Annotated in this window: 17 protein-coding genes; 3 read left to right on the forward strand and 14 right to left on the reverse strand. The window is 36.3% G+C overall.

Features of this window, described 5'->3' with window-relative positions; genetic code table 11:
• Positions 1-10 precede the first annotated feature (10 nt).
• From CRO54_RS00335 to CRO54_RS00345, 3 genes are all read right to left on the reverse strand, one after another.
• Complete coding sequence (locus tag CRO54_RS00335) at positions 11-496, reverse strand: YdeI/OmpD-associated family protein (RefSeq protein ID WP_097127369.1); 486 nt, start codon at positions 494-496, stop codon at positions 11-13.
• 211 nt (positions 497-707) lie between these two features.
• Positions 708-2,570: an Nramp family divalent metal transporter gene (locus CRO54_RS00340; protein WP_097127371.1), complete on the reverse strand. Its 1,863-nt coding sequence runs from the start codon at positions 2,568-2,570 to the stop codon at positions 708-710.
• Positions 2,570-3,223: a metal-dependent transcriptional regulator gene (locus tag CRO54_RS00345; protein WP_097127373.1), complete on the reverse strand. Its 654-nt coding sequence runs from the start codon at positions 3,221-3,223 to the stop codon at positions 2,570-2,572. The genes CRO54_RS00340 and CRO54_RS00345 overlap by 1 nt, the downstream gene beginning before the upstream one ends.
• Positions 3,224-3,365: 142 nt before the next feature.
• Here CRO54_RS00345 and CRO54_RS00350 point away from each other — a divergent pair, with 142 nt between their 5' ends.
• Positions 3,366-3,836: an Lrp/AsnC family transcriptional regulator gene (locus tag CRO54_RS00350; protein WP_097127375.1), complete on the forward strand. Its 471-nt coding sequence runs from the start codon at positions 3,366-3,368 to the stop codon at positions 3,834-3,836.
• Between the two features lie 30 nt (positions 3,837-3,866).
• On the opposite strand, the gene CRO54_RS00355 is transcribed toward CRO54_RS00350, so the two are convergent.
• From CRO54_RS00355 to CRO54_RS00365, 3 genes are all read right to left on the reverse strand, one after another.
• Positions 3,867-4,247: a GxxExxY protein gene (locus tag CRO54_RS00355; protein WP_240774978.1), complete on the reverse strand. Its 381-nt coding sequence runs from the start codon at positions 4,245-4,247 to the stop codon at positions 3,867-3,869.
• 282 nt (positions 4,248-4,529) lie between these two features.
• Positions 4,530-5,207 (reverse strand): uracil-DNA glycosylase, encoded by a 678-nt coding sequence (gene ung, locus CRO54_RS00360; RefSeq protein ID WP_097127379.1) that lies wholly within the window; start codon positions 5,205-5,207, stop codon positions 4,530-4,532.
• A gap of 46 nt (positions 5,208-5,253) precedes the next feature.
• Positions 5,254-5,772, reverse strand: a complete 519-nt coding sequence (locus CRO54_RS00365; RefSeq protein WP_097127382.1) for a thioredoxin family protein — start codon at positions 5,770-5,772, stop codon at positions 5,254-5,256.
• 86 nt (positions 5,773-5,858) lie between these two features.
• Between CRO54_RS00365 and CRO54_RS00370 the strand changes: the two genes are divergently transcribed.
• Positions 5,859-6,404, forward strand: coding sequence for a hypothetical protein (locus tag CRO54_RS00370; RefSeq protein WP_097127384.1), 546 nt, complete (start codon positions 5,859-5,861; stop codon positions 6,402-6,404).
• Between the two features lie 51 nt (positions 6,405-6,455).
• On the opposite strand, the gene CRO54_RS00375 is transcribed toward CRO54_RS00370, so the two are convergent.
• From CRO54_RS00375 to CRO54_RS00390, 4 genes are all read right to left on the reverse strand, one after another.
• Entirely contained in the window at positions 6,456-6,671 is a 216-nt protein-coding gene (locus tag CRO54_RS00375) for a hypothetical protein (protein ID WP_097127386.1), read from the reverse strand.
• Between the two features lie 289 nt (positions 6,672-6,960).
• Positions 6,961-8,670 carry a lysine--tRNA ligase gene (lysS, locus tag CRO54_RS00380; protein ID WP_097127388.1) on the reverse strand — a complete coding sequence of 570 codons (1,710 nt, stop codon included), beginning with the start codon at positions 8,668-8,670 and terminating at the stop codon, positions 6,961-6,963.
• 910 nt (positions 8,671-9,580) lie between these two features.
• Positions 9,581-10,144, reverse strand: coding sequence for a hypothetical protein (locus CRO54_RS00385; RefSeq protein ID WP_097127391.1), 564 nt, complete (start codon positions 10,142-10,144; stop codon positions 9,581-9,583).
• A 29-nt stretch (positions 10,145-10,173) separates the two neighbouring features.
• The gene (locus CRO54_RS00390; RefSeq protein ID WP_097127394.1) at positions 10,174-12,084 is read right to left on the reverse strand and encodes an AMP-dependent synthetase/ligase; all 1,911 of its coding nucleotides are present in this window, start codon (positions 12,082-12,084) and stop codon (positions 10,174-10,176) included.
• A gap of 186 nt (positions 12,085-12,270) precedes the next feature.
• Here CRO54_RS00390 and CRO54_RS00395 point away from each other — a divergent pair, with 186 nt between their 5' ends.
• Positions 12,271-13,104 carry a hypothetical protein gene (locus CRO54_RS00395; protein ID WP_138765719.1) on the forward strand — a complete coding sequence of 278 codons (834 nt, stop codon included), beginning with the start codon at positions 12,271-12,273 and terminating at the stop codon, positions 13,102-13,104.
• 183 nt (positions 13,105-13,287) lie between these two features.
• On the opposite strand, the gene CRO54_RS00400 is transcribed toward CRO54_RS00395, so the two are convergent.
• From CRO54_RS00400 to iscU, 4 genes are all read right to left on the reverse strand, one after another.
• Complete coding sequence (locus tag CRO54_RS00400; RefSeq protein WP_097127399.1) at positions 13,288-14,631, reverse strand: ankyrin repeat domain-containing protein; 1,344 nt, start codon at positions 14,629-14,631, stop codon at positions 13,288-13,290.
• Positions 14,632-14,741: 110 nt separating this feature from the next.
• The gene (locus CRO54_RS00405) at positions 14,742-15,905 is read right to left on the reverse strand and encodes an ankyrin repeat domain-containing protein (protein WP_097127401.1); all 1,164 of its coding nucleotides are present in this window, start codon (positions 15,903-15,905) and stop codon (positions 14,742-14,744) included.
• 130 nt (positions 15,906-16,035) lie between these two features.
• Positions 16,036-16,362, reverse strand: a complete 327-nt coding sequence (locus CRO54_RS00410; RefSeq protein ID WP_097127403.1) for a HesB/IscA family protein — start codon at positions 16,360-16,362, stop codon at positions 16,036-16,038.
• Between the two features lie 69 nt (positions 16,363-16,431).
• Complete coding sequence (iscU, locus tag CRO54_RS00415; RefSeq protein WP_097127405.1) at positions 16,432-16,845, reverse strand: Fe-S cluster assembly scaffold IscU; 414 nt, start codon at positions 16,843-16,845, stop codon at positions 16,432-16,434.
• Between the last annotated feature and the right edge of the window lie 23 nt (positions 16,846-16,868).

Genomic DNA, 16,868 nt, shown 5'->3' on the forward strand with positions numbered 1-16,868 from the left:
TAGTGCTGAATCAAGGCCTATCTCTTCCAATAAAACGATTCTTACCTAGCAAAAAGCCAATCGTTTTTTCTATGTTTTCTGCTATGCTTTTTTCAGATTTTAGAAAGGAGATATATTTGATGATTTCTTTTTGTTTTGATGGTGACAACTGTTCGAATATAGCTTTAGCGGTTGGATTTTCGTCTAGTGCTTTTACCAATTTCGGAGGTGGAGTTAAAGTTCGGTCTGTGGTGTCGACTTTAATTTCGATACTTATTTCTTCTCTAATTCGTTTCGGAGAGTTTTTTAGCATCGTAGTATTAATATACAAACGCCATTCGCCTTGGTATTTTACTAAAGTTTGAGTGTACGCTTTTTTGTTAATTTCACCACAGACAGGTATCTGTCCTTTATCTTTGCCGTACTCCAAAAAAAGCTGTTTCAATATCTCCTCTGGTATAAACACAAAAGGATTTATGCCGATAATTTCTAAAACTGCAGTGAATTGATGCTTCAATTTTTTGAATTAAGGATTGCTCAAATTTATTGAATTTTAGCAATGTTTTTTGTTCTCTAAACCCGATTGAAGTGTAATCCTTTCTATTGTAGATACAAACTTCGTAAGGTTCAAAACTTGCGAAGTATTAAGACGTAGGGTTCACAAAAGATTCAAACGAAAAGCGGGACTATCATTAAATAGTATCACTGAAACTGCTTTTCAAAATAAATTATCGCACAATCAAAACCGGAATATCCACTTTGTGCCTTACAGAATCTACCGTTGTGCCAAATATCAAGTCTTTTAAACCCTTATGTCCGTGAGCGCCCATCACTAAAAGCTCCAATTCATTTGAATTACTGATTTCGGCGATTGACTTTGCAGTGCCTCCAAAACCTATGTGCGGTGTAGCGTTGTAACCTAAATCTGCTAGGTTTTCCTGATATTTCTTCAAATTGTCGATGTCTGATTGCGTTTCGTGGTCCATTGCTGTTTTACCGTGATAGCGAGCCGCTGCGGTTTCTACTACGTGAATTAGATAGTAGTGAGCATCTTTCCCGCCCTGAATTAAGGCATGGCGAATCGTTTTTCTATCATGCTCTGAGAAATCTACGGTAATGCCAATTTTCTGATAGTTGATTTTTTCTACATGACCAATCGCCAAGGCATCGCCATGCGGTACATTGCCAATTCGTTGTTTTTTGCCAACAAATGGATAGATGAAAATGTAACCCAAAAGGAGGGCAATAAGAATAGTGGCAGGTAGTACAATAACATAAATGTACCAAGCATCATGAGATTCCGTCATCCAACCAGCAATTTCTTCGATCACCAATTTGATATTAAGTGCAACAATAACAGCAGCACTTAGCCAAGCCAATATTTTTACCCAAGGTTTGATGGCAAACTCCTTCATCTCTTTTTTATCAGAGTTGAGGTGTATTAATGGAATTACAGCAAATCCTAACTGTAAACTCAGCACCACCTGACTTAAAATCAACAGTCCGCCCAAGGCATCATCACCAAAATATAAGATTGTAAAGAAAGCAGGTACTATTGCCAACAGTCGGGTAATGAGTCGGCGTAACCACGGCTGAATTCTTAAATTTAAATGACCTTCCATTACAATTTGCCCGGCTAGGGTACCTGTAACCGTAGAGCTTTGTCCGGCGGCAATTAAGGCAATGGCAAATAGGGCAGGAGCAACGCTGCCAAATATATTAGAAAGTAATTCGTGGGCATCTTGTATTTCTGCAACTTCGTGGAAACCGTTTTTGTAGAAGGCTGCGGCGGCTAAAATTAAAATGGCTGCGTTGACAAAAAAAGCTAAATTTAGTGCAACTGCAGTATCAATAAAATTGAATTTGATGGCTTCCTTAATACCTTTGCTGTCTCTTTCGAACTTTCTGGTTTGTACCAGCGATGAATGCAAGTAAAGATTGTGGGGCATCACGGTGGCACCAATAATACCGATAGCAATGTAAAGCGCTTCGCCACCTAACATAGAAGGTTCAAAACCTTTGGCAATTTCTTTCAAAGATGGTTCTACAATGAACATCTCCACTAAGAAAGAGAGGCCTACAATAAACACCATGGACACAATAAAAGCCTCCATTTTGCGCATGCCTTTATTAAGCAAGAAGAGTAAAAGAACGGTGTCAAAAATGGTGATGGAAATCCCCCAAATGAGCGGTAAGCCGAAAAGCAGGTTTAAACCAATCGCCATCCCGATAATTTCTGCCAAATCACAAGCGATGATAGCGGTTTGTGCCAATACAAATAATGGGAAATTAACCCATTTTGGATAGGTGTTTCTCGAAGCTTGCGCTAAATCCAATCCTCTTACGATGCCCAAACGAGCACTTAACGATTGCAAAAGCAGTGCGATAAGGTTCGACATGAGTAGCACCCAAATGAGCTGATACCCGAATTTACTACCGCCAGCGATATCTGTAGCCCAGTTTCCAGGGTCCATGTAGCCCACACTTACCAAGTATGCCGGACCTAAGAACGCCAAAATTCTCCGCCAACCTTTTTTCTCGTTGGTAGCTACACTTTGATGTACTTCGCTTAGGGATTGCTTCTCTGCCATTAGTTCTTGGTAATTAAAATGTGTTTGGCTACTTCTCTGCTGATATTCATTTTTTGTTGCTCAACTAATAATTCTACTGAGCCGTCGAACTCTAAAACTTCTATGATTTCTATACGTTTTCCTAAGGTTAAGCCAAGTTTTTCTAAATGTTTAAGAAAAGTTGATGAATGCTCGCTTACGCCGGTTATAGTGCCCTTATCTTTAGGCTTTAGCTTACTTAACTTAGCAAAAGAAAGATCTGCAAAGTTTCCATATTTATCGGGAATGAGATCACCATGAGGGTCAACCTTCGGGAAATCCAAAAATTCATCTAAACGTTCAATTAATAAATTAGATTGAATGTGCTCTAGTTCTTCTGCAACATCATGTACTTCATCCCACTTAAAATTGAGCTTGTCTACCAAAAAAACTTCCCAAAGGCGATGCTTCCTAACAATATTGATAGCCGTTGATTTGCCTTTCTCCGTTAAGGTTACCCCTTGATACTTTACATAATTAACCAATTCTTTGTCAGAAAGTTTCTTAAGCATGTCAGTTACTGATGCTGCTTTGGTCTGTATACGCTCTGCAATAGCATTAGTTAGCACTGGATTACTAATTTCTGATAAATGGTAAATGATTTTCAGGTAGTTCTCTTCGGTATAAGATTGCATTTTTGCTTTTCTAATTCATTATTTAGACAAATCTAAAAATTTATCTATAAAATTTTCGCTAAATTTTTACATTAATTTTAGAATAAAATTTTGCGAGTTAGCCTTCCTGTTATATCTTTGAGCAATTCAATCAAAATAAGGTATGGCATTAGAACTAGATAAAATCGATTTTAAAATCTTAAAATTATTGCAAGAAAATGGTAGGATTACCAATTTGCTTTTATCACAAGAAATAGGTTTATCTCCAGCGCCGACTTTGGAACGTGTTCGTAAGTTAGAAATGTCTGGTTACATTAAAAGTTACCACGCATTAGTTGATGAAGAAAAATTAGGTTTGGGTATCAAAACCTTCATCCAAATTCAGTTAGATTTCCATAAAAATAATACTATCCAAATCTTTTTAGACGAGGTAAACCAAATTAAAGAAGTAACTGAATGCCATCACGTAACTGGTCAGGCAGATTTTTTATTGAAGGTTTACGTGAGTGATATCAAATCTTACGAGCGTTTAATTATGGATAAAATCAGTAAGATTTCCGTGGTGAAGACTTTCCAGACGATGATGATTATGTCTACGACGAAGAAAGAGCCAATTGTGCCTCTTGAGTATTAGTTTTTAACACCTTAGGTACCTTAGTTCACTTTAGAGTAAGTTTCGATATAATTCATTAACAAAAGTTTTCTTTCCATTATGAATGATGTTTGTGCAATTGAAATTTATAAGTAGTCCTTTGGGAGCATTAAGTAATTTCATGTACGTTAGTATTTGTGCTTCATAAATTGGATGCATGGTTTCTACTGATTTCAATTCTACTACCAAGCAATTTTCCACTAATATATCTACTCTTAAAGCAGTATTAATAATCGTGTCTTTGTATTCGATATCAATAATATGTTCGGAGATATAAGAGATATTCCTTAGTTGTAATTCTCTTTCTAGACAGCGATGATAAACACTCTCTAATAATCCTGGACCAAGGCTTTTATGGATATCAATGCATGCACCGGTTATTTCATATTCCAAAGCGCTGATAAGCTTTTTAATTCAAATTGTTTTCCATTAGATATTTTCAAAAGATGTATATCTAATATAGAGAAAGACAATATAAAAAACTAAAATGTTCTAAGGTGTCTTAGGTGGTTATTTGATATAGTGGTCAGGTATTAGGAGCTAGGTATCAGTCTTTCTTAGTAGCTGCTAATTTACAACGTAAAACTTACTACTTATAACTATGCAGGATAGGTGTCAGTTGTTTAGTTTTGGCCAGCGGCTTTCAATCGTAATTCGTAAATCTAAAATCGTAAATTAAACGATCTGCCAGTTAATCCCTTCTTTTCCTTCCTTTTTAAGGATTTCGTTAGTCTTGGAGAAAGGCTTTGAGCCGAAGAAACCGTTATAAGCAGAAAATGGCGATGGATGTGCAGAGCTAATAATGAAATGCTTGCTTTTGTCTATCAGTGCTTCCTTTTGCTTAGCGTAATTTCCCCACAGAATAAATATTATACCACTTCTTTTCTCCGAAAGCTCAGTAATTACTTTATCGGTAAATTGCTCCCAGCCCCTTTTTTGATGCGAACCAGCCGTGTGTGCTCTAACAGTTAAAGTAGCATTAAGCAATAGCACTCCTTGGTCAGCCCAAGCGGTCAGCTCACCGTGGTTAGGAATTTTAAAATCTGTAAATTCATCCGCCAGTTCTTTGTAGATATTTTTAAGCGAGGGCGGAGGAACTACACCTTTTTGTACAGAGAAAGATAAACCGTGAGCCTGACCTACACCGTGATAAGGATCTTGTCCTAAAATCACCACTTTCACCTTTTCGAAAGGCGTGTGATTGAAAGCATTGAAAATATCAGCTCCCTTTGGATAAATTGTAAAGCCCGCTTGTTTTTCCTGCTGAAGAAAATCTTTCAGCGATTTCATGTAGGGTTTTTCAAATTCTCCTTCCAGAACTTTAAACCAGCTAGGTTCTAAATCTACAGCCATTTACAAAGTCAAAGCTTAAAAGTTAAAAATAAAAGATGTTGGTAGTCTATTTTTTAGCAGATAAGATATCAATCAAATCTAGCTCTAGGCTTTTCTTAGGATGTTCGATGATACGACCAATTTCTTTACCTTTTTTATCAGTGATGATGAATGTAGGCACACGTTGAATATCAAGACCATCAATTAAGCCATTCTCCGCTTTTTTAGCGCCATCAACAGCTACAAAAGAAACATGTTTTTCATCCACTTTAATGGCATCAGTAACTTTTAAGAAGTTTGGAACTTGGAATTTACTATCTCCACACCAAGTGCCCAAAACCACCTTGATTTTCTTGTCCTTCATCAATTTGGTTAATTGAGGTACAGATGCAGAGTCTACTTTGTAATTTTCGTAGTTGGCATCATAGCTTGCTTTAAATTCTGGGAATTCTACTAAACCCTCTCTTGAGCACTCGTTTAACATGATTTGCTTATGTTTTATTTGATCTTCTAATTTTTTATTGATTTCTTGGGCATTCGCCGAAACGAAAAATAACCCAAACATGATGGCGAATACGTACTTCATCGTTAGCTAAATTTTTGTTGAAATTATAAATTAAATCGTTATTATCTGCTATATAAAACCGATATTTGCAGAAATATTGAAAAACTATGTCAAATTTAGTACGCCTAATTATAGGCTTTGCTTTACTGGGTGCAGCAGTTGCACTTTTCGTCTTCGGTCACTGGGGTTGGGGTATTCCAACGGTTTTTTTCAGCATATTCGTTTTTATAACGTATTTCTACAACGAAAACATGCTCATTGCACAGTGGTACTTGCGTAAAGATAATATGGCCAAAGCCGAAGTTTTTTTGGGTAGAATAACCAACTACGAAAAGCAATTGAACAAAATGCAATACGGTTATTACAACCTTTTGTTGGGTTTGATGGAATCGAGAAAAGCACCAATGAAATCTGAGAAATATTTTAAAGCTGCTTTAAGCTTGGGCTTGCATATGGATCACAACATTGCTTTGGCTAAATTAAGTTTGGCAGGTATTGCTATGGGAAAACGCAATAAACGCGAAGCTCAGATGTACTTAACAGAAGCTAAAAAAGCTGATAAAAATAAATTATTAGCTGATCAGATTAAGCAAATGAAAGATCAGCTTGGCATGTTAGATAAGCAACAACAAGTGCGCTACAGCCATAGATAATAAGATTTAAAACATAAAAAAGAGCTAATTGCTTAAAGCGATTAGCTCTTTTTATTTGTCGCACAAGCGATCGAAGTTTTCTTCGTAAGCAGCGTCTGTTCTGCTCAACAAATCATCTTCTTCCTCTTCTCTTCTTTTTTTGCTGAAAAAAAGCTCTTCTGCTTGAATGCGTTTAATTAACTGACGAATTAGCGATAAATCAAAAGTGTCTTTGCTTAATTTAATGCAATATTCGTTTTCTGTGATTTCAATACTTGAACTATTCATTTTATTTAAAATTAGTACAGTACTAAAATAGAAAAGGCTTGTTACTGTAACTGCAATAAGCTTTTAAGTTTCTGTTATGTTTGTGTTAAGGCATTAGCTTGTTCTTTGTAAAAGGATGTGTCGTAAAATGAACTTAATTTTCTTCATTTCTTAATGTTTCAATCCTATTTAATACGGTTTTTCTAAATCTTTGAAAAGGTGGTTTATCTTTTACCCATCGAGTAGCTTATAAGCAAAAAAATCCCCAGTAAAAACTGAGGATTTCTATATCTAATAATTTAAGATTATTCTATTTGTGCTCTAAAAACAATCCGTCATCAGTTTTGCTTACTCTAAGGATATTCTTTCCAGTTAAGCCCTTCAATGTAGTATCCCACTTTTTATTGCTCCATTCTGGCAATTGAGCTTTAACATCGCTTAATAATTGTTGCTCGCCTTCTTTAATCAAAGCGTACAATTCAGCTTCTTCAGCAGAAAGCTCAATTTTCTTTTTCTCAGGACGCATTTGCGGGAAGAACAATACTTCTTGAATAGTTGATTGGTCAGTCATTAACATCACCAATCTATCAATACCAATACCCAGACCAGAAGTAGGAGGCATGCCATATTCCAAAGCACGAACGAAGTCATCATCCATTGCCATAGCTTCATCATCACCTCTGGCAGCTAATTTCAACTGATCCTCAAAACGTTCTTTTTGGTCAATTGGGTCGTTCAATTCAGAATAAGCATTACCAATTTCCTTACCCATTACAAAAAGCTCGAAACGTTCTACTAAACCTTGTTTGCTGCGGTGTTTCTTCGCTAAAGGTGTCATTTCGATAGGGTAGTCGGTAATGTACGTAGGCTGAATTAAGTTAGCTTCCACTTTCTCACTGAAAAGTTCATCCACCAATTTACCACGGCCCATGCTATCATCAATCTCGATACCTTGCTCTTTACAAGTTTGAGCCAGTTGCTCTTCACTCATTTCCGAAACATCGATACCTGTATATTTTTGGATGGATTCGTACATGGTTAACTTCTCGTAAGGACCAGCAAAATCAATTTCATGTCCGCCAACTTTCACCACAGGCGAACCGTGGATAGCCACAGCGATTTTCTCCAAACACTCTTCCACCATGCCCATCATCCAAACATAGTCTTTGTAAGCTACGTAGATTTCCATTGAAGTAAACTCAGGGTTGTGCGTTCTGTCCATCCCTTCATTACGGAACATCTTACCGAACTCATAAACGCCATCAAAACCTGCAACAATTAGCCTTTTTAGGTAAAGTTCATTAGCAATACGCAAAAACAAAGGCATATCTAAAGTGTTGTGGTGTGTCGCAAACGGACGAGCCGCTGCACCACCATGCACCGCTTGTAAAATTGGCGTCTCTACTTCCATCCAACCTTGGCTATCGAAGTAATTACGCATGGTGTTAATCACCTTAGAACGGTTGATGAAAATTTGTTTGTAGTCAGGATTTACCGTTAAATCTACATAACGCATTCTGTAACGCAATTCCGGATTGGTAAAACCATCGAACACGTTTCCTTCATCATCGCGTTTTACAATTGGTAACGGACGTAAAGATTTAGAAAGTACGGTAAATTTATTCACGTGTACTGAAATTTCACCAGTTTGGGTAGTGAAAACATAACCCTCCACACCAATAAAATCACCGATATCTAATAATTTCTTAAATACAGTATTGTACAATGTCTTATCATCAGTAGGGCAAAGCTCATCACGTTTTAAATAAATTTGGATACGACCAGTAGCGTCTTGAAGTTCAGCGAAAGATGCTGCTCCCATAATGTTGCGGCCCATAATTCTGCCCGCAATGCTAATTGTCTTGTATGCTGTTTTATCTTTTTCGTAGTTAGCTAAAATGTCTGCTGCATTAGCATTGATTTCGTACGCCTCTGCAGGATATGGGTTAATGCCCAGTTCGCGAAGCTGTTTTAGCGAATCGCGACGCAATATTTCCTGTTCTGATAATCCTATACTCATTAATTGAATTTTTTGCAAAAGTAGTAAATTTTTTGCGGTTTTGGGAGGCAGAAATCAGGTTCAAGCTCAGATCTGTGATAGCTCGTATAAGCGTTTCGTCATTGCGAGTTTATAAAGCAATCTTAAGATTTAGATAATTAGTTTTTAGAAAAGCAAATTGCCCACGCTATTGAAGCAAGTCGGGCTATACGCTATAATCTTTTTGTTGCCCTAGCTCAAACCTCATAGGTTTTATTTGCGATATGCTCATTAAACCTATGAGGTTTCTTTACCCAAGAACAAAAAGGATTTTCGCTGCTATCCCGTTTAGAAAACAAAAGCTTGTGCTACGAATCAGAACCACTATTTCGTTTATAAAACTATGTTGGTCAGAATTTGTAATCCTGTTCCTATCTCAGAATGGATTTAAAATCCATAGTTATTAAAGTCGGGATTGCAAATCCCGACTAGCGGATTTTGGGATTAACGTATGGGCTTAAGACAAGGCTATTAAACATTTCGTCATTGCAAGCATGCGAAGCCATCTTAAAAAGTTTGATAGTTTATTTTCCTTATTAGGTAGTTAGATATTTTAGCTGTGAATAAGAAAGGATTTCATTGCCGTCTGCTTTAGCTGACGGTTTAAAAGTGACAAATAGCTGGCTTTAGCCAAAAATGAGGCTTTGGCTAAAGCCTAGAATGGTTTGTTCTTATTCCGTTGGCTAAAGCCGAACGGTAATGAAAATGCAATTGGATTTACAGTTCTAAAGCCTAATCACAGGATTTAGAATTCGAACAACAAATATCCATAGTGCTGTAAAAATGGAATTATGGATTTGAAATCCATAGCTATTAAAAGCGGGATTAAAAAATCAGATTAACAGAAATTCCACGAACGTTCGGAATTATAAATGTCGGACAGTAGATGTAACTATTTTAAGTATTTTCTAAATACCATACTGTACTGATCACCAAAAGTTATACTAGTTATATCCGCATACTTAATTCTACTAGGCTCTTTATCTAACTTTCCTGCTGGATCATAATTCAATATGGATATTTTTGTTTTGCCTACTTTTTGAATAGGACCTATGAGGAAATCAGCTTCTGGTTGATCTTCACATTCAATAATTACATGGAAATCGGCTTCTATTAAACTGAGGAATAGTTTATTCCAACCATCTAAAGAGATAAAATTTGGGATTTTGTACTGTCTTTTCAGTGTTCCTTCGGCTCTATGTATCTTATTGGAAGTTTTATCATATTTATTACATCGAATAGTTTCAATGTATCGTAATGGTAATATAACGTATCCATTAAGGGAAAATTCATTATGTACTTGAAGTAAAATAAACTCTCCAGATTGCAGCTGGATATAACCATAAATACTGCTCTCGGTATCTTGTAAGTTGCAGATAACTTTTACAAAATCTTTGTTGTCAATATGTTTTTGTATGGTCTCTTTATATTTTGCGACTTTCTTTTCCTTTTTCATCACTTTACAATTGGTGTAGATAACAAATTTTACTCCACCTCCGCACTATCCTTCGCATACATTTCCGCAATTGCAGGCGCATATTTCTTCTCAACAATTCTGCGTTTCACTTTCATTGTCGGTGTAATTTCGCCCTCATCAATGCTAAATGGGTTGCGCTTAATCTTAAAGTGCTTAATACGCTCAAATTTAGCTAACTCGTTAGAAATCTTTTTGATGTCTTTTTCTATCCAATCGTAAATCTCTTTCTCCTCAATAAAATCGCCTTCTTGCTGGAAAAACTCTTCTTTTAAATTGAAGGTTTCCTGTAATGTCTCTTTATTGGGAATAATGATTGCCGTAATGTATTCACGTTTATCGCCAATCAGAAACAACTGCTCAATCTTAGGGCTTTTCAAGTAAATGTTTTCTACCGGCGTTGGATAAACATTCTTACCGTAGGCATTTACAATCATGTTTTTCAGCCTGTCGGTAATTTGTAAATTGCCTTTGTAAAAACGACCAATATCTCCCGTATGGAACCATTTGTCTTTGTCAATCGCTTCGGCAGTTTCAGCAGGCTTGTTAAAATATCCTTTCATCACACAATGCCCACGAACAATGATTTCCCCTTCTTCGCACTCAAAACTCTCATTAAATGTATCGTGAGTTTGAATATTGATGATTTGCTTCGTGTCTACATTCTGGATGCCAATTTCTATACCAGGTATTACACGGCCCACAGTGCCATAAACCTGTCTGTGGTACTCCGTAACCGACATTACCGGCGAAGTTTCTGTTAAACCAAAACCTTCCAATATTTTAATGCCTAAATCACCAAAGAACTCGCCTACGTTTTTAGGCAAGGCTGCACCGCCAGAAATCATGAACTTTAATCTTCCGCCAGTCTTTTCTTTAATCTTGCTGAAAACCAATTTCTCCGCAATGCCTTTTTTTGCACCTAAAATCAACCCAGGGTTTTTGCCTGCTTCTTTCGCAACTCTGCAACTGTTACCAACCTCCAAAGCCCAAGTAAATATTTTCGCTTTCATGCCGCCTGCAGAGGTGCCAGATTTAATCGCTTTGTCATGGATACGCTCTAATAAGCGAGGTACGCAAGACATTACCGTCGGTCTCACTTCGCCCATGTTTTTTGCCAAAAGCTCTAAACTTTGTGCAAAGGCTATTTTACATCCTTGTGCGCAGCAAACGTGATAAGTTGCGGTACGCTCAAATACGTGCGATAAAGGCAAGAACGATAAGAAGGTTTCTGTTTCATCAATTACAGGAATTTGCTGTAAACAAACTTCCACGTTTTTTACGAAGTTATAATGGGTAAGCATCACACCTTTTGGCGTTCCCGTTGTGCCAGAAGTATAAATTAAAGAGGAAACATCCTGCGGTAAAACTTCGGTTCTTCTCTTATCGATTTCAGCGGTTTCTTCTGCTGAAACAGGTCTGTTTAAAATGTTATTGTAGTCAATTACTTCAATGTTTAAACCTTCTGGTATGGCTATTTTTCCGAAATCAGGAAATGCTGGAATTATATATTTTAGTTCCTGACAGTTGTCGGCAACTTTTAATACTTTTCTAAATAGAAATGGGTTACCAACTAAAATGGCTTTAATACCAGAGTCATTAATAATGTAAGCTACTTCCTGTTCGGAAAGAGTAGGGTAGATGGATACGTTAATCACACCAATTTGTTGAATACCTTGGTCGTAATACACATATTCTGGCGAATTTTCCATCATTAAACCGAGCCTATCACCTTTAACGATACCTTTTTCTAGAAAAAATGAAGCTACAGCATCAGCTTTTGCTAGCGTTTCTTTGAAAGATATTTCTTCCCAGTTTGCACCTTTCTTGTGTATTAAAAAAGTGTCTTCTGGTTGATGTATGTTTTTAACAACGTTGCGTAATAGCGTAGGTACGGTAGAAAATTCGTTGAATGAGACCATGTTACATTTACAGTTTGGTGATGTTTTGAACCGACAATGATAAAGCATTGTAACTAATAATACAAAATCAATTAAGGATTGTTGGTAAAAAAGAGGAAATAACGCTTTTATAAAATAATTGATACGTAGTTGGTTATGGAATGAAATTGATTATCTTGGATTACACACAAATAAAAAACTTGAATCATGAAAAATGTTGTATTAAAGCTATTCTCCCATAAGTGGAGGATGGTAAAAACTGCGGCTGTAATGCTGCTTTGTCTATCTAATGTAGGCCTAACTTTTGCCCAAGAAACATTATTGTTGAGTAGTTTTTTGAAAGATAAAAAATCGAAAAACTACACTTATCGTAAGGATATTTTTGGAAACACCGAAATCGTTGATGAACGATTGCAGACAATTGGGAAAATTAAAAAGAATATTTTTGGTGATGATGTGTTAGAGGATGAAAGGGGGCAAACCGTATTAAAACTCAGAAAGGATATTTTCGGCAATACAATTTTGGAAGATGGAAGAGGGCAACAGGTTGCTAAATATTCGAAGGATATTTTTGGAAATACAATAGTTGAAAGTTCTGCAAACAACGTAGTAAGAAAACATCGAAAGGATATTTTCGGTAATGATGTAGTGGAGGATGGAAAAGGAAATACAATTGCCACATTCAAAACAGATATTTTTGGAAACAAAGTAGTGGAAGATGGAAAAGGCGAAGTCGTAACCAAATTTAGAACAGATATTTTTGGCAACGAGATTATTGAGGGAAGGAACGGTGAGGTGAAGTTAGTCCGTAAGAAAGACATCTTTGGGAACTTTATTGTTGAAGATGGGAATCGTAATGTGATAGGGAAATATAAGACCGATATTTTTGGAAATGAGGTTGTAGAGGATGGTAGCGGAAATGTGATTAGACGTTACAAAAAAGATTTTTCTGGCAACCAGATCGTAGAAGATGGAAATGGAAATAAGATTGGAACTTATAAGGTAGATAGTTCTGGTAACAAGATTTTTGAAGCTAATTAAAAAGTAAAAGCCCCGATTTAAATTAGGAGCGTTGGATGGAAGTATTTGTTGGCGGGGACGCCAACAAATAGCAATGTTTCAAACAATAAGGACTCCTGCTGACATTGGCGTCCCCGCCAATGTCTATTTCCTACATCTTAAAAGTTAAATATCTTCAAATTTAATTCGGAACTTTTATGGAGATCAACTTCCTTGAAGGATTTTCGTTTTTTCTGCATTAAATTCTTCCTGTGTTAAAATTCCTGCATCCAATAATTCTTTAAGGTCTAATAAAGCTTGCTTTTTATCAACTATGTTAGTAGATTTTTGTTCAAGCTTGCTGTCAGTTTGTGCAGCTTGAGCAGTTGAACTAGCTGGGCCATATTTAATCAATAGTTCGGTAATTTCATTAAAGCCTTTAATATTTGCGTAATCAATGGCTCTTTGCTCTTTGGTATTTACTACTGTAGGGTCAGCTTTATTTTCTAATAAAATTGCTGCCATATCTTTTTTACCATTTGCCGCCGCATAATGAAGTGGAGTATTTCCGCTCTCGTCTTGCACATTTACATTAGCGCCTTTGCTAAGCAATAGTTTAATCATACTAACATGACCGCTTTTTGCTGCTACATGCATTAAGCTTTCGCCGCCATAACTGTAAGCATTATTAAGTGAGAAACTTGCCTCGTTACTCAAATTGGTAGCAGTTTCTACCCAATCAAGGTACGAAGACATAGAATTGTCTGAAGACACTACTGGTTTGGCATAATTTACATCTACACCTTTATCTAAGAACAATTCCACCACTTCTTTTTGATTATGTGCACAAGCATACCAAATAGGAGATAGGCCATTTTTGTTAGTGGTAAGCACATCGGCCCCATTTTCTACCAAAAACTTAATCATCATTCTGTTGGTGTCATAACAGGCTAGTAGCAGTGCGTTTTCTCCGTTATGATTACTGTGGTTGATGTCGGCTCCATTTTGCAGTAGAAGTTCTACCGTTGGAGAATTTTTGGAAGCTACTGCAACTAACAATGGCGAATTGCCTTGTTTATCTGTAGTATTTACATCCGCTCCATTATTTAAAAGTACTTCTGCCACTTGGCGATTCCGAGTTCCCGCGGCTAAAAGTAGCGCAGTTTCTGAAAGATTGTTTCCGTTGTCTACCGATAAACCACTTTCCAAAAGTTTGTTTAAAATCTCTACTTGACCATAAAGAGCAGCGAGATGTATTAAACTGTTGCCTTTGTGGTCTCTAATTTCTGTATTAGCACCTTTTTCTAGCAGATACAAAGCCGTTTGCTTCTGCTTTTGCAAAAGGGCAAAATATAGGGGAGTTTCTCCGGCCTGGTCTTCGTAGTTTACATTAGCTCCGCTATCAAGTAGCATCTTTACTAAGTCTAAAAAACCGTGATGAGCAGCATAATGAAGTGCCGTTCTTCCTCTTTCATCCGTATATTTTGGATCAGCCTCTCCGTTGCTAAGTAGTAATTCGGCTATTTTGCGTTTTCCTGACTCGCAGGCAATTATAAATGACATCGACATAATGAGAAATGTTAGATGAGTAAATGAAAGAATTTAGAATTATAAATAACCAATAATCAATAAAACAAATGGTCGCTAGCTAATGAACCAGTGAACAAATGAACTAAAAATTATTTCATCAATAATTCTACTGTTTTGATTTTTAAATTGTCATCGCTGGCAAGTGCTAGAGCAGTTTGGTCTTTGTTATTAGTGATGTTTTTATCTGCACCATTCTCGAGTAACAGTTTTACTTTTCTATAGGTTTCCTTCGCCTTTTCTGCTTCGTAATTAACGTTATAGGCACATACCTTATGTAGAAGTGTATTTCCTTCATCATCTTGTCGGTTGATATCTATATTCCCATTAGTTAATGCAGTTTGAAGTATTTCAGATTTTTTCTCAGCCAATATATCTACAGGCCTGGTTTCTCTTCCGTAATAAGAATTGATTTGATATAAATCTGCGCCGTCTTTTAAAAGCTCAGCTAATAATTGAAGTTCTTTTTCGCTGCCACTGTAACTAATTCGAACATATTCAAAAAACATACTGACCTGATCTTTATTTAGCGCATCGAAATCTGGACTAGCATATTCCTTTAATAACTGATAAGTTTCTAGGTCTAATTTTTCGGCTACTGCTAAATAGAAACAGCTTTTTCCTTCTTTGCTTTCTTGGTTAGGATCTGCACCTGCTTTTAATAGTGGAGCAATAAATTCTTTTCTATTAAGGTCTATAGCTTGGTAAAGCGGTGTTTTTTCGACTACGTTTCCTTCGTTTATATCTAGACCTTGTTCAATCAAAAAATCAATATAACTAATGAGCAATTCAGGATTTCTGGTATAAGTTTTAGCAACCTGATGTAGGTAACCTTCTTCAGCATTATTTTTAAAGTTGATGTCAGCACCAGCATCTACTAATTTAGATATAAACGCTAAGGGAGCTTCTTTTCCAAAAAAATACGAAAGTAATGTTGAGCCAGCAACTTCATCATTGATATTCTCAACTTTTGAAAAGAAATCGTCTAGAAAAGCCAACGAATCTTCATCGGTATTTAAACTATATAGAATTCTATCGAAAATGGTATTGTTGAAACTATCGAGTTCATAAATATCTAATTCGATGGTGTTGTCTTTGAAGAGAAGTTGCAGAATTTCAAATTGCTTTTCCTTTAGTAAGGTGTCGAAAATCTGGCTTTTGGTGTAGATGTTTAACGATGGGTCTAGCTTTTCACCAGCTTGTAATAATTGTTTTGCTTCGTCAAAATTCTTGGCTTGTATCGCTTGTAAAATCATGGAATAGGGCTTTTTCTTCCACTTAGCTCAATTTTTATACCAAGCATTATTATTTAGTCTCATTCGGTTAGTGTAAAACAAAAAAGGCACTGCTGTGAAGCAGTGCCTTTTTATAATGATTTTCGAAAAGCTATACAGAAAAACTTTCCCCACAACCGCAAGTACGGCTAGCGTTTGGATTAACAAAGTTAAATCCTTTACCGTTTAAGCCATCAGTGAAGTCTAATTCTGTGCCTGCTAGATATAAAAAGGATTTCATATCTAAAGCAATTCTAATTCCTCGGTCTTCAAAAAATTGATCGCCTTTTTGTTCTTCGTTGTCAAAATCTAAATTATAAGACAAACCAGAACAGCCACCTCCTTTTACAGACACACGTAAAAAATAATCAGAACCCATTTCAGAATCCTGCATTAAGGTGTCTATTTTACTTTTTGCTTTATCTGTGATAGTAATCATGATATTTACGGTTTACGATTTTAGATTTACGATTGACCTGCATGATGCAAATCTAAAATCTAAAATTTCTTAGTGGTGTGATTTAGGTAACTCTAATGCTTCCATTCCGTTTTTAACGCGGTAATCGTTAATTGCAGATTTGATAGCATCTTCAGCTAATACCGAACAGTGGATTTTTACTGGAGGCAAAGCCAATTCTTCAACTAAATCCATATTATCGATAGCCAAAGCCTCGTCAATGGATTTACCTTTTAACCATTCTGTAGCTAAAGATGAAGAAGCAATAGCCGAACCGCATCCAAAAGTTTTGAATTTAGCATCGGTAATCATATTGTTGTCATCAACTTCAATTTGTAAACGCATCACGTCGCCGCACTCTGGAGCACCTACTAAACCAGTACCTACGTTTTTATTGTCTTTATTTAAAGTACCAACGTTTCTAGGGTTGGTATAGTGGTCAATTACTTTTTCTGAATATGCCATGATATTTTAGATTTTAGATTTAC

Origin of the sequence: Pedobacter xixiisoli, from assembly GCF_900215335.1 — a bacterium.
GTDB classification, from domain to species: domain Bacteria; phylum Bacteroidota; class Bacteroidia; order Sphingobacteriales; family Sphingobacteriaceae; genus Pedobacter; species Pedobacter xixiisoli.

Excerpts from the sequence above, each read along its gene's own strand:
- CRO54_RS00350 (WP_097127375.1), top strand. The coding sequence starts at position 3,366 with ATGGCATTAGAACTAGATAAAATCGATTTTAAAATCTTAAAATTATTG.
- CRO54_RS00395 (WP_138765719.1), top strand. The coding sequence starts at position 12,271 with ATGAAAAATGTTGTATTAAAGCTATTCTCCCATAAGTGGAGGATGGTA.
- ung (WP_097127379.1), bottom strand. The coding sequence starts at position 5,207 with ATGGCTGTAGATTTAGAACCTAGCTGGTTTAAAGTTCTGGAAGGAGAA.
- CRO54_RS00365 (WP_097127382.1), bottom strand. The coding sequence starts at position 5,772 with ATGAAGTACGTATTCGCCATCATGTTTGGGTTATTTTTCGTTTCGGCG.
- CRO54_RS00375 (WP_097127386.1), bottom strand. The coding sequence starts at position 6,671 with ATGAATAGTTCAAGTATTGAAATCACAGAAAACGAATATTGCATTAAA.
- CRO54_RS00400 (WP_097127399.1), bottom strand. The coding sequence starts at position 14,631 with ATGTCGATGTCATTTATAATTGCCTGCGAGTCAGGAAAACGCAAAATA.
- CRO54_RS00410 (WP_097127403.1), bottom strand. The coding sequence starts at position 16,362 with ATGATTACTATCACAGATAAAGCAAAAAGTAAAATAGACACCTTAATG.
- CRO54_RS00340 (WP_097127371.1), bottom strand. The coding sequence starts at position 2,570 with ATGGCAGAGAAGCAATCCCTAAGCGAAGTACATCAAAGTGTAGCTACC.
- lysS (WP_097127388.1), bottom strand. The coding sequence starts at position 8,670 with ATGAGTATAGGATTATCAGAACAGGAAATATTGCGTCGCGATTCGCTA.
- CRO54_RS00370 (WP_097127384.1), top strand. The coding sequence starts at position 5,859 with ATGTCAAATTTAGTACGCCTAATTATAGGCTTTGCTTTACTGGGTGCA.
- iscU (WP_097127405.1), bottom strand. The coding sequence starts at position 16,845 with ATGGCATATTCAGAAAAAGTAATTGACCACTATACCAACCCTAGAAAC.
- CRO54_RS00390 (WP_097127394.1), bottom strand. The coding sequence starts at position 12,084 with ATGGTCTCATTCAACGAATTTTCTACCGTACCTACGCTATTACGCAAC.
- CRO54_RS00385 (WP_097127391.1), bottom strand. The coding sequence starts at position 10,144 with ATGAAAAAGGAAAAGAAAGTCGCAAAATATAAAGAGACCATACAAAAA.
- CRO54_RS00345 (WP_097127373.1), bottom strand. The coding sequence starts at position 3,223 with ATGCAATCTTATACCGAAGAGAACTACCTGAAAATCATTTACCATTTA.
- CRO54_RS00405 (WP_097127401.1), bottom strand. The coding sequence starts at position 15,905 with ATGATTTTACAAGCGATACAAGCCAAGAATTTTGACGAAGCAAAACAA.